The organism is Photobacterium carnosum, from assembly GCF_002849605.1.
In the GTDB taxonomy this organism is placed as follows: domain Bacteria; phylum Pseudomonadota; class Gammaproteobacteria; order Enterobacterales; family Vibrionaceae; genus Photobacterium; species Photobacterium carnosum.
The window spans coordinates 73,003-87,136 of record NZ_NPIB01000013.1; the positions used below are offsets into that span (position 1 = coordinate 73,003).

At 38.5% G+C, this 14,134-nt stretch carries 7 protein-coding genes; 3 read left to right on the plus strand and 4 right to left on the minus strand.

From position 1 onward, the window contains the following. Positions 1-7 precede the first annotated feature (7 nt). The gene (locus CIK00_RS11775; RefSeq protein WP_101769052.1) at positions 8-2,650 is read right to left on the minus strand and encodes a molybdopterin-dependent oxidoreductase; all 2,643 of its coding nucleotides are present in this window, start codon (positions 2,648-2,650) and stop codon (positions 8-10) included. Positions 2,651-3,228: 578 nt separating this feature from the next. On the opposite strand from CIK00_RS11775, the gene torC reads away from it, so the two are divergent. After that, positions 3,229-4,401, plus strand: a complete 1,173-nt coding sequence (gene torC / locus CIK00_RS11780) for a pentaheme c-type cytochrome TorC (protein ID WP_101769053.1) — start codon at positions 3,229-3,231, stop codon at positions 4,399-4,401. Positions 4,402-4,490: 89 nt separating this feature from the next. Here the strand turns inward: torC and yccS are convergent, their stop codons facing one another. Next, positions 4,491-6,662 carry a YccS family putative transporter gene (gene yccS, locus CIK00_RS11785; protein ID WP_101769054.1) on the minus strand — a complete coding sequence of 724 codons (2,172 nt, stop codon included), beginning with the start codon at positions 6,660-6,662 and terminating at the stop codon, positions 4,491-4,493. A 309-nt stretch (positions 6,663-6,971) separates the two neighbouring features. On the opposite strand from yccS, the gene helD reads away from it, so the two are divergent. After that, complete coding sequence (gene helD, locus CIK00_RS11790; RefSeq protein ID WP_101769055.1) at positions 6,972-9,053, plus strand: DNA helicase IV; 2,082 nt, start codon at positions 6,972-6,974, stop codon at positions 9,051-9,053. A gap of 150 nt (positions 9,054-9,203) precedes the next feature. On the opposite strand, the gene CIK00_RS11795 is transcribed toward helD, so the two are convergent. Further along, complete coding sequence (locus tag CIK00_RS11795) at positions 9,204-9,662, minus strand: methylglyoxal synthase (RefSeq protein WP_101769056.1); 459 nt, start codon at positions 9,660-9,662, stop codon at positions 9,204-9,206. Positions 9,663-9,819: 157 nt separating this feature from the next. After that, positions 9,820-10,890, minus strand: a complete 1,071-nt coding sequence (torT, locus tag CIK00_RS11800; RefSeq protein WP_101769057.1) for a TMAO reductase system periplasmic protein TorT — start codon at positions 10,888-10,890, stop codon at positions 9,820-9,822. A 148-nt stretch (positions 10,891-11,038) separates the two neighbouring features. Between torT and torS the strand changes: the two genes are divergently transcribed. After that, the gene (gene torS, locus CIK00_RS11805) at positions 11,039-13,954 is read left to right on the plus strand and encodes a TMAO reductase system sensor histidine kinase/response regulator TorS (RefSeq protein WP_101769058.1); all 2,916 of its coding nucleotides are present in this window, start codon (positions 11,039-11,041) and stop codon (positions 13,952-13,954) included. Positions 13,955-14,134 lie beyond the last annotated feature (180 nt).

The following is a 14,134-nucleotide window of genomic DNA, read 5'->3' on the forward strand; positions in this document are numbered from 1 at the left end:
TCAGTTATTAGCTTTTTTTAGCGTTCTTTTGTAGGAAATCAAGTACAAGGTTGCGATCTTTTTCGTTTAGACCCGCACGTGGGAACATACTGTTTGTAATACCTTTCCACTGCTTGTAAGTGAAGTCACTTGGGTGTGGTGCTGCGTGACAAAGAGTACAGCTACCGTAGAATAACTTCTCACCAGGTGATTGCTCAGGACCACTTTCTGCGGCAACGGCTTTTAAGCGCTTACCTAATTGTAATGACCAGATATCCACTTTAAAGTCTGATTTCACAACTTTAGCTGGCGTGTATGCTTGGTTTGGCGTTTCGGCATCAGTACATTTCTTGAAGTAAGCCAAACAGGTGTTAGCACTGGTTGCTTGTGCTAAACCACTGGTTGGTTGACTACTTGTTAGCATGTTGATTGAGCCTGAGTTACAACGGCCTTTGCTATCAAGTTGTAGCCATGCGCCTTCGTGGATGTAAATAACACCCGGCATTGCTTCAGCAGTGATACGAGCACCCGCTAGTAGTACACCACGGTCATTATAAACTTCAACAACATCGCCATCTTTTACGCCACGTTCTTCAGCGTCTTTTTTATTGATGAGTACGATTTGACGACCATCAACAGACTCGTAGCTATTCACATCGGCATTTGCCATTTGTGAGTGCAAACGCATCCATGGGTGTGGGCTTAGTACGTGTACTTGACCTTTCTTCGCATTACCTAGCCATTCAAATGGTGGGATCCATTGTGGCATTGGTGGACAACTATTTGCTTTAAATCCAGCAATCGTTGAGCTATATAATTCGATTTTACCACTTGGTGTATGCAGTGGGTTCTTAATTGGATCAGCGTAGAAATCACCATGACGTACAAAGCTATTTGCTGCCGCAGGTGTTGATACGTGAGCGATACCATTTTGCCAGAATGTTTTGAAATCATCCGTTGCATCAGATGCTTCATAAGAGGCTTTAACATGTTGGTACATAGTTTTACCTTCGGTAAATTCTTTATGTACGTTAAACATGAAAGCAAGGCGTGAGAAGATTTCGTAATCATCTAAGCTTTCACCTACAGGCTCAATAACCTGACGCATCGCGTAGATTTTATTGTTGCTGTAAGTACCGCCTGATGAAATATCATCACGCTCAAGTGTGGTTGTTGTTGGCAAAACGATATCAGAATATTTCGCCGTAGCACACCACCAAGGTTCGTGACAGATAATGGTATCGATATTATCGTTAAGCGCTTTGATTAATTCGTTAGTGTCTTGTTGGTGAGACAGTAAGTTATTACCTGCGTTATAGATAAGTTTTGCTTTTGGTAGTGTAAGGTTTGAACCATCACGAGTGTAAGCTTTACCTGGGTTTTTCAGCATATCTGAAACCATAACCACAGGACATGTCTTAGTGATAGGGTTACGACCTTGTGATAAACCGATAGGCATACGCTTACCAGAAGCAGGCATACCGCCATTACCATAGTGCCAGCTAAAGCCTGCACCTTCACCTGGTTTACCAATTTTACCTGCGATTGCAGCAAAGTTGATGATAGACCAGTGAATCATCTCACCGTGGTCAGCACGTTGTAGTGCCCAACCTGCAGCGATTTGGGTACGTTTAGTCACACAAAGTTCAGCGAGCTCTTTAATTTTAGCCGCAGGTAAACCTGTGATTTCTTCAGCCCATTCAGGTGTTTTTGCAACACCATCTTCATCACCGATTAAGTAAGCAAGGTACTTATCAAAACCAACAGTGTATTTATCGATGTAAGCTTTATCGTGTTGGCCTGTTTTGTACAGATGGTAAGACATTGCAGTAAATAGGGCAGTATCCGTATTAGGACGGATATTGATCATTTCACTACCAACAGCTTTATCTGTTTGGGTTTGTTGAGGATTTATAGAGACAAATTTAATCCCTTTTTCCTTAAACGCTTCCCAGTGTTTTTGCATAGAGTGATCAGCAACACGGAATTCTACACGGTTGGTTTTCCATGGGTCACAACCGATTAGAAGAACAACTTCAGTGTTTTTCTCTACAATTTCCCACGCAGTTTGTGGTGAGTATACTTCCATATCACCAATAACGTGTGGAAGGATAACTTCAGAAGCTCCAGCTGAATAGTCACCAGCACAGATACTTTGGCCACCAATAAGGTTGAAGAAACGACCTTGTAGTGTTTGAGGGCGGTTAACACCACAATGTGACCAACCACCGTATGATGAACTAAATACTGCTTCGTTACCGTGTTTTTCAACAGTACGAGCAATACAGAATGCTGTTAATGCGATTGCTGTATCCCAATCAACGCGAACAAAAGGTTCTTTACCACGAAGATGCGGGTTGTGATCGCCCAATGGATCTTCTAATAGTGACTTACGTACCATTGGGTATTTGATACGTGTATCGCTATAAGTACGACTCAATACACCTTTAGTTAACATTTCTGTTGGGAACGGGTCGACATCATTAATCGGTTGAACACCAATTAATGTGCCGCCTTTAACGACTGCTTTAAACGGACCATAGTGAGTAGCTGATGGAATGGTAATTGTATCTGAAGCAAATACTTTTCCAGCAGGAAAAAGGGTGAGTCCGTTAGCAGCGATAGCCGTTGCTACTGAACCTTTTAAAAAGTTACGACGAGATAGGGTCATGTTTATATTCCGAAGACAAACCGAATGAATAGGCATTTTAATAGCATAATAACTATTATAATATTTGTCGGTATAGTGATCTATTATTTGACTTATTTCTTGATAGGCTACACGGAAATATAAAATATATTAGTTCGCTAAATGAAAAATAAGTTACCACAAAAAAGCACTACAATCTGTAATGTTTAATGTTCTATATAAATAGAAAAATACTTAGCACGGCAACTAAAAAGAGATTGATAACTATTCTCGATACTACTAATTTTAAATTGTATTTACCGTACGAATGACGGTATTTCTCGCGTGTAACTATTTGATTTTACTTTTTTAATTTATTTTTTATTTTATAAAGTCGACATTATTACATTTAAAGTAAAACATTATTTACATATTGATTATAATTAGAGCTCTAAGCAAATAAGGATTCTTACAAATTGTAACACAATTATATTTTTAGTTATGTTTAGAATATTTATTTATATGAATCAATGGCGTTGCCCTGTTCACATTCAAATGTTAGTTTGTGCGCAACTCTTTTTTTAACGTTGTTTTGACGTTTAATTCATTTTGGACCATCCATGAAGAAACTATGGCGTTTTTTAGTAAAGCCAAGTAGTCGTTATTCAGTATTAGCGATTGCAGTTGTCTGTGTGATTATCACATTGGCAGGTGTGTTTACCTTCCACGAATCGATAAAGTTTAGTTCGACTACCGAGTTTTGTACTTCATGTCACTCAATGAAAGAAAACTACAACGAATATAAGACTAGTATCCACTATAAAAACGCATACGGTGTACGTGCTGAATGTCGTGACTGTCACATTCCTGAAAATGATCCTATTGCCTTTATGAAAGCGAAACTGGGCGGTGTAGGCGATATTTACAGTGAATTTATCAGTAAAGATATTGATACTCCAGCTAAGTTTGAAGCAAACCGTTTACGTATGGCTCAAAATGTATGGCGTATGATGGCTGAAACAAATTCAGCAACCTGTAAGAGTTGTCACTCATACACTGCAATGGATCACGCTAAGCAATCTCCTGCAGCAGCAGCGGCAATGACAACTGCAGCAGCAAAAAATATGAACTGTATTGAATGTCATAAAGGTATTGCGCACCAGTTGCCTCATATCAATAACGACTTCCAAGCAACGTTCAAGCAATTAACGATTAATGCTGGTGAAGCACCTGCGACTAAAACGCTTTATACGTTAGCATCTAAAAAATTGTATACCACTGACTCAGCATCAGGTGATGCACAAGGTCAATTATACCCAGCATCAAAAGTTGAAGTGCTAGGTACAAGTGGCGACATGATCAAAGTACAAATTACAGGTTGGCAGCAACAAGGCTCAACAACTGGTATGTTAGTACAAGACATGGCGAAGCAAATTCAAACTGTCTCTCTAAATGCAGACCTACAAAAGTCAGCAACTATTCTAAATACAGTAAAAGCTGAAGATGGTCAGACATGGCAGCAAGAACAAGTATCAGCATGGATCACTCAGCGTAATATGCTAGCGAGCATGAAGCCTATTTGGGCTTACGGTAAAGAAATTCTTGATGCAACATGTAGTCAATGTCACGCTATTCCAGATCCAAAACACTTAACAGCAAATGGTTGGGTTCAGGGTCTAAAAGCGATGCAACAATACTACATGCTAAATAAAGATGAAGAGCGTACGTTACTTAAGTATCTTCAAAACAATGCGAAAGATGCACAAGTAGCAGCACCTCAAGCAGCTCAATAAATATTGAGATAATAAACTCTACTATTGAGTAATAAAAAAGCCTGCGTTTAGCGCAGGCTTTTTTGTGCGTGATGGTTTTTAGTTTGCTTTTACTTAGCGACAGCAATCGCATGTGTTTGAGGTGAAAGGTTATCACCCAACGCATGAAGTTCAGGTAACATGCAATGAATCAAATGGAGTTGTTGTAATACCATTCGCGTTGAGGTGCAATCTTCATCTCGCCATTGTCCTAAACGCTGTTCTAAATTGAGGTTTAATGAGGGTGAGGTTTCAATAATAGAACCATTTAGTTGCGATGAGATACACTCTAAATGATTATGAATAATACGATGAGCCTCTGATACTAATTGATGGGTTTGATTATCTTGCAGTTGAGTACGATGCGCACCGAGTGCCGAGATATAGCTCAACATGGCATGATTTAATGTTAAAAAACGGAAGCTTTGATCAGTATCTATTTGATATTTATCCGGTTCTTCCAACATGTTATTGATCGCCGTACTCAGTTGTGCGTCTTTATTGTGGGCTTCACGACGCGCAATACGATAATTCATATTATCGCGTTTACCGATACGATATTGAGCAATGATTTGCGCTAAGTAATCTTTATTTGCCAACGTGGCTTCAGCCATCACTTTATGTAATCGTTTAGATTCCCAATCAGGTAAGATGAAACTGACGGCTAATACGGCTAATAGGCAGCCAAGTAATGTATCACCTAAACGCGGTAAAATAACCGCAAACCCTTCCCCTAATTGGTTAAAACAAAACAGCACTAATAACGTAATAAAAGCGGTTGCCCAGTCATATTTAACGGCTCTAAAGGCAAAGAACAGCACACCCATAATAACCATCAGTACTAATTGGCCTTCTTGGCCAGGGAATAAATACAGTAATGGTATGCCAGCAAGTAAGCCACCTAATGTGCCAATAACGCGTTGTACTAACTTTTGACGGGTTGCACTATAGTTCGGCTGGCACACAAAAAGGGTAGTTAATAAGATCCAATACCCGCGTTGCAGATCCAGCGCCTGAATAAAGCCATAACCGACAATTAATGCGATACCTAAACGAATCGCATGACGAAATAACATTGAATCAGTATTAAGTTGACAGCTAATACGCTTCCACATTTCTTTTATGCTGTGCGCTTCAGTATCAACTAATTCAATATCAGTTTGTTGTGTAACATGCTCTGCATCAGGGTTATTAATATTTTGTAATTGACGTTCTACTGTTGCTAAATTATTGAATAAATAATCCAGTTGATTGAGAAGCGAACGCCATTGTGAGTTATTTTGCTGTTTGAGGTGATTTAGCGATTGTTGCAATTCATCTAAGGCATTGATTGAATCATGGCCATGATGATAAGCCTTACCTTGTTTTAATGCTTCAGCGATACCGTGACAGGCTATTGCTTGTACATGCAACAAACGTTGAAAGCGAAATAATACATCACTACGTTGAAAAGCAGCGGCTAGTTCACGGTAACGGTAATGGGATGAACTTGCACGCTCATGAATATCTTGTGCCATAAAATAAATCTTAAGAAACTTATCACTTTGACCGCGACCGGCACGGTGCAGCAAGGTCATTTTTACAGCATTTAGGGCATTAACCACTTTAGCATTTTGTTTAGCAGCTTGAATCCGTAATGGGTGTGACGTGAGATCAACAATCGGTTCAAATAATTTGCTCTTATTATCGAGATAATAACCAAATTCAGTGAATACATTAGCCAGTCCTTGTTGTACTGGTTGATTTGGCCATAAAATATGCCATAGCAGTGATAAGATCCCATACCAACAGGCACCAGCTAAAAGTAACATTGGCTGATACCAAAGTTCAGTACTACTATTTGCGCCCAACATGGTGTAAACCGCGAGTAATAATGAGGCAAAAGCAATGTTGGCATAACGAGGACCCATCGCACCAAGCATAATAAAACCGAAGGTCGAACAAAATAATCCGATTGCAAACAAAAGGGGATAGTCAAATAAGACTTCAATAGAAAGAGAGGCAATCAAAAAACAAACAAGGGTAATCGTCAGGCCTTTAATGCGACCAGTTAAATTATCATCAGATTCAGCCAGTGCTGCTGCAATAATTCCAAGTACTAATGGTGTTACTGCATGGTTGGCACCGAGATACCAACAGGGTAATACTACACCGACTAAAGCTATCAATACTCGAATAGAATAGTTAATTCGGTCATTGACCCAATATTGGCGGAGTTTTATATGTAACTCTTTAGTTTGCATAGATATTAACAATCTTCTGATAATAAGGACGGGAGAAAACGGTAGAATTATCTACGCTATAAAATCGCAACTAAAGATAACAGAAATATTGTTATTGCGAGTAAAAAAATAAATTTTTAGTACCTAGAATAATATTTAGTCAAATAGACACTTCAATACTATGGCTACACGATAGTTATTGATACTCTAAGTAACATTATCCCGATAGACGGGTGACAAGTAATGATTCAATTGAGGTTGATGTAAAATTATCAGCCAGTAATGAGTGTTACAGCCTAATTAAAGCATGGAACAATTGGTGGAATCACAATGCAATTAAGTGCCAGTCGACTAGCACAATGGCTCGTTCAAGGTGATTATTATAGTATCGCTTTAGACGGTAATAGCTTGGTATTAGATAGTCAGACTTCTTCTGACGTTATCTCTTTTGATGACTGGGATGGTTCGATTGAAATCCATCGCGGTGTATTATGGGGTGCGCTTGAACTGACGTCTTCAAACCAACAATACTGTTGGACAGTTCATGGTTTACCGTGGCACGAATGTAAATCATTCGCGGCATTTTTAATTCGTAGTTATCAAGATTGGGCACAAAGCCGCGTTGACAAATTAGATGCAATGTTGCCAGAAATGTTGCAACGTATCGAACTTTTTTCTAATAAATCGGGTTATTTACGTTCTTCTGAACATTATGAATTACATCAGTTTCTTAATGATGGTTTAACTAATTCAGATTTAACCCCAGAGCTTGCCGCAACATTTAGACCACGTAGTTTTGAAAAAATATCACCTTGGCTTGGTGAGCATAAAGCGTGGGTTGAAGAACATAACCAACAATGGTTAACACAACAAACCCAAAAATGGGGTTCATGGTTTGATAGCTTTGAGAAATCACCGTTAAATGAATCACAGCGCTTAGCGACCTTAATTAATCAAGATTATAATTTAGTTCTTGCAGGGGCGGGTACGGGAAAAACCAGTGTATTAATCGCACGTGCAGGTTACTTAATTGCGAGCCAAGCGGCGGTGCCTGAAGATATTCTAATGTTATCGTTTGGGCGTAAAGCTGCGGATGAGATGGCGGATAGACTGAAAGAAAAAGTCAGTGATCGCGTTAAAGTAGCGACGTTCCACAGTTTGGGATCGCAAATTATTCGTGATGTTGAACTTGATAAACCCAATGTTGCTTCTATTACCTTAGATCCACGCGCCCGTAGTGCGTGGCTAGCGCGAATGCTGATTGAACAATGGAATAACTCAACCTCAGCAACTAAGTGGCAGCGTCACCTTACACAGTGGCGAGTACCTGGCTTTAGCAAAGAAAATTCAATAGAACAACAAGCGGAAAATGAACAGTTACAAACTTGGGTGTGGCGTAATATTCAATTATTAGGCCAATCAGGGATGAATAAAGAAACGCTAACTGACGCCATTATAAATAATGATAATCCAGCAATGCGCCCAAGGATGAAAAGTGAATTAGCGTTGTTGTGGCCATGTTATCAGGCTTATTTACAGCATCTAAAAGTGAAAAAGCAGATTGACTTCAATAGTATGATTGAAGTGGCTACTGAATATGTTAAAACGAACAAATTTATTTCGCCGTGGCGTTATATTATGGTGGACGAATATCAAGATATTTCACCGCAACGCTTAGCATTAATTGAAGCATTATGTCATCAAGAAGTGGTAGGACATTCAATACCAACGTTATTTGCTGTTGGCGATGATTGGCAGGCTATTTATCACTTTGCAGGTGCAGATGTTAACTTAACTACTGATTTCGAAAATCGTTTTAGTCATTCATGTATTACTCAACTTTCAACTACATATCGTTTTAATAGTATGATTGGTGAAGTGGCGAATGTCTTTATTCAACAAAATCCGTGTCAGATTAAGAAGCAACTCACCAGTTTTACAAAGCAGAGTAAAAAGGCGGTTACTTTATTGGCGACAGATTTATTACCGCAAGAGTTAATTCGATTGAGTAAGCATTACGAGAATAAGGCCACAAAAGTACTTATTCTTGGACGTAATAATAAGCAAAAACCTGATAGATTTGAAACATGGAAGAATCAGTGGCCGCAACTTAACTTGGAATACATGACGTGTCATTCAAGTAAAGGGCGTGAGGCTGACTATGTATTTATTGTTGATGTAAATAAAGGTCTTTTCCCATCACCGGATCGTGAAACGGGTTTAGCCGCTATTATGCAGTTGCGTACTGAAACCTATAATGACGCGGAAGAGCGCCGTTTGTTTTATGTTGCGTTAACACGTGCTAAAAAACATGTGTGGGTCTGTGCAGATCCAGATAAAACATCACCGTTTATTAATGAATTAATTGAAGATAAATACCCAGTTAATAATAAAATTAAACGGACTAAATAAGTATTATTGGTCTATTGAAGCCCTGTTATTATGATTGCTTGCTGTTCTTGCAATAATTAATACAGGGTTTTTTATTGTTTAAATAATGATAATAAAAAGCCTTCGCTATTAACGAAGGCTTTTTATAGAAAGATGAAAGTAGATGAAAACTTAATCTAGACGCTGTTTGAGATAAGCATCATAGTCTGGAATTTCAATATCAATTTCTTTATCAAGTAATGGTGATGTAATAATAAAGTTAGCACTAGCACGGTTAGTGGCTACCGGAATATTCCATACTGCGGATATACGTAATAATGCCTTTACATCAGGATCATGCGGTACAGCATTGAGCGGATCCCAAAAGAAAATCATCATGTCAATTTTGCTTTCTGAAATTAATGCGCCTAATTGTTGATCACCACCCATAGGGCCACTGATTAAACAAGTAATAGGTAAACCTGTTTTTTTTGTAAGTAAATGTCCAGTTGTCCCTGTTGCATAAAGTTCGTGATTAGCTAATTTATCTTGGTGCTCTTTCACCCAGCGAAGTAAAGACGTTTTGCAATTATCATGAGCAACTAAAGCGATGTGTTTTTTAGCGGCCATTTTACGTGTTGTGGTAATCATGATATTCCTTTTGATATCAAGTTAATCTTGATGAAGCTAGGTGATAATGTCTATAGTAATTATTACTAGTCAGTAGTGTATTCCATATTAGGCTAAAATTTTGTGATAGCCCATAAATTATTGATATTCATATTTATAAGGTTACCTCATCTTAAGGCTATCGACTGATGTGATGATTATTAACGTAGAATGATGGCCTAAATTCTGCGGGTGATAATGAATCACGAATAACTGCCGCAGGTAAATATTGCGGTGTTAAGTCAACAATTAATGGTGAAATATCAAGCGCCACTGTTTTTTTCTCAAGATAACGAACTGTTTGATCTACTGAAAGTCGAGCTTGCTCTGCCATTTTATCAGTTGGAGCAAATAATATTTTATGACGACGTAAGCCTCGGTAAACCCCATGACTTAAATAGGTTGATACTATTTTGATATTGGTAATGTGGTTGGTACGTAATTCACTGATGGCGACTTCAGCGGCTACTGCTCCGCCAACGATATAATCAATGTCTTTATAATCAGTAAATAATTGCTGCAATAGGTTACGTTGGAGCTCTTTACTGTTGTCACCCCATAGCGTCGTTATAATTTCGACATCACTATTGGCAATAGCAGCTTTAAAACCTTTGGTTACCGGTTTAGTTCCACCACGTAATTGCGGACCAGGTAGCCATGCAATACGGACTTTTCCTGAGCCTTTTGGGTGGCGTTTTGCAAGGTAAGTACCTGCAGCTTTACCCATTTCATACCAATCGACGCCAACTTTTGCTTTTACATGTTGACGAATGTCAGGATCAGTAAAGTCGATATCATTGGTCATTAAAAATACAGGAATATTACCAATTAATGTGGATAATTTACCGTTATAAGCATGCGCATCGACGGTGCCTAGAATGATGGCATCTGCGCCCCAATGACGACAAGCAGCAAGTTGACTTTGTTGTTTATAAAGGTTGCTATAGCCGCCAGCTTCAAACACTTTTAATGTAATACCTAGCTTTTTTGCTTGCTCAACCATTCCATAATTGATCGATAACCAATAAGAATCTTTTAAATGTGGGTACACTGCACATACTTTCCACGGTTTAGAAACTGAGGTTAAAAAAGAATATTGAATTTTTGTCGGTTTTTTATCCGTTTGAAAAGGGGGTTGATATGAGATCACCTCAAGCGCAAACGCGGATTGAGCAGAGAAAATCATTAAAATAAAAAATAAAATGCGCATTATTACCAACATTATTTAGGTCTAAAGCCATATCGCTGGCAAAATAGTACCGTTTTATTGCCTTTGGTTAAATAGCCAGTATTGAACAAGTTATATTAATGCTGATTATTACCTGTTCTAAACAAGATTTTTGATATAGAGACTATTTATGACGTTTACTCGAAAAGGTATCGGAGCCAAACTGTTATTAGCCTTTTCTGCCATGGCTGGCTTAATGATTATTGCAGTTATGATTGGTGTGGCTGGCTTTTCCTTAGTCGCTAAAACTGAGCGTACTGTTATTAATTCAGCGGTACCTTCATTAGCTGAAGCGCGAAAATTATCAGATTTAAGTTCACGCATTATATTTAATGCACAAGTCTTAGCTAAATCGAAACTTGAATCAGAACGGATGCAACAAGGACGAGCATTAACTATTCATATTGAAGCATTAACACGTAGTTTACATGCGCTTGAGAAATATTCGTTTGATCAACCGTTAATGTTGAAATTAGAAGATGATGTAAAACGTATTGTTGATAATTTAGCCTTGCTTGGGCTACTTGTTGGTCGACAAATAGACTTACAAAGTCAATTAGATGAATTAACAGCGGTAATGACCAAAGCGACTCATCAAATTGACAGTTTGTCACAATCTCAAGTGGCGAATGCTAATACGATCGCCGTTGCTAATGTGTCGCGTATTTATGATTTAGTGGCGGCAAATAATAAACCTGCAGTCTATAACGCGCTTGATAGCCTGGTCGAAGTAGACATGGATTTATCTGAACGGTTATTTGAATTGCGTTTTTTATCATTACAAGTGATTAATATGTTGGATGATTCTGAACGTATAATAGACATTAAATCGCTGGTGGCACTAAAAATACGGTTCAATAATGCCGTTAATATTATCAGTCATCGGGTTAAATCTGTTGAAGATCCTAGTCGTTCAGAACAATTGATGAAACAAACCGCTAAACTTGAACGCGGTAATTTATTATTTAGTGTTAGTGAGCAATTGATTTATGCCAAGCAGGATGTGCAACGATTAGATCAACAAAATTTAGTATTATTTCAGGAATTAAATAGTACGGTTGATAATATTATTGCAGCGGCAAATACTAATACACAACAAGCAGTTAAACAAGTTGATCAGACGTTGACCGTTGCACGTAATACACTAATTGTAATTTCAGGCATTGGTTTGTTGGCCTTAGTTCTAATCATGTGGCGTATTGTATATATTCGCGTTATTTGCCGTATTAACCGCTACAGTCGTGCTTTGTTATCACTAGCTCGTGGTGATTTATGTATTCAATTAGATGTTGATGGTGATGATGAATTAGCACTAATGGGGCGGGCTATTTTAGTTGCGCGTGATACTGCCAATGAACGTTATCGGTTAGCCCAAGCTGAAGCTAAAATTCGTCAAGAATTACAGCAACACAAAGCAAGTTTAGAGCGGTTGGTTGCTAAACGAACCGGTGAGTTAGAGCGTATCAATAGTCGCTTAAATGAAGAAGTGTACAACCATTATAAAGCACGTGATGAAGCTGAAAAGGCGAACCGTGCTAAATCAGCATTCTTAGCGACCATGAGTCATGAAATTAGAACACCGATGAATGGTGTATTAGGCACCGCATCATTACTCGCTGATACAGTGTTAAGCATCCAGCAAAAGCGCTATTTAGATGTTATTAATCGTAGTGGTGAAACATTATTAGATATTCTCAATGATATTCTGGATTATTCTAAAATTGAAGCAGGACATCTTGATATAAGACCGAGTGATTTTGCGTTAAAACGTATGGTTGTCGATGTGTTTAATATGCTTCAAGGTCGAGCAATGGCAAAACGAATTGGCTTTGAGTATGTTGTTGAACCTGATGTTGATGCAATTTGGTTTGGTGACGAAAGTCGTATTCGACAAGTGTTAGTCAATTTAGTGGGTAATGCGATTAAATTTACCGATAAAGGTAAAGTGACAATCAATGTCCAATTGCATCCTGATATGCCGGATGAAATATTATTTTCAGTTCAAGATACTGGCATTGGTCTTGATAGTCATGAACAAGGGCTATTATTTAATGCCTTTCAACAAGCAGAGGCGGGTCGTAAAGCGATTGAAGGGACAGGGCTTGGTTTAGCCATTAGTAAACATATCGTAGCGGCGATGGATGGTGAAATCGGAGTTGATTCGATTGTTGGTACAGGTAGTTGTTTCTGGTATTCATTACCATTAGAGCGTGGCCAAGTAATCTTGAATACCGATGTTAATCAAGTGCTTGTTCCTGCAGCACATATTCTATTGGTTGAAGATAACCCCGTAAATAGTATGGTTGCAGAAGGGTTTCTTAAACGACTAGGTCACAGTGTAGTTATTGCTGAAGATGGCGCACAAGCAGAAGCGTTTTATCGTAAAGAACAGTTTGATTTAGCATTACTTGATATCAATTTACCTGATACTGATGGTATTACCTTATTGCATCAGTTACGCCGCATTGATAAAACCAAGAAGCAAGCATGGCAAGAACCGACACCGATGGTCGCTTTTTCTGCTCATGTATTTAGAGAAGAAGTTGAAATCTATTTAAATGCAGGTTTTGCGGGCTTCTTACCTAAGCCTTTGGTTGAGCAACAATTAATTGATACGATGAACAGTATTCTAAAAGGAGATAAGCGAGTGGTTATTGAAAAAGGTGCGGGTGAAGATAAACCGCAACTTGTTGAGACTGATGAGCTATTTCCATTAGTGAAAGAATCTGTTTTAGGCAGTGATTTGCAAGTATTGGGTGCAGCACAAGTGAAACAATTAATTGGTTTATTTGGTGACTCTGCAAGTAAGACATTAGTGATATTACATCAGGCAATTACCGATAATGATTTAAAAGAAGTCGCTAAACAAGCCCATACCCTTAAAGGTGCGGCTGGAACGATGGGATTAATGCAATTACATCAGTTATGTTTAACCTTTGAAAAATCAGCTCAAGAGGGCTCTATTGAGGGATTATCTGTTGCACCATTACAGCAAGTGTTTGATGCGTCAGTGACGGCTTTAGCAACGATTTTCCTTGATGATTAATGTTGTTAATAACAGCATTAACAAAAAAGAACGCTTCGGCGTTCTTTTTTTATGGGTGTAGATCGAGCGTCATAAATAGACAATGAGGATCGAGTAGATAATCAGTAAAGGCGGACATTCGATAATCCTATGTTTAATATATAGCGCCCGAGAAGTGATAAACAAAGCCATTGATAAAGC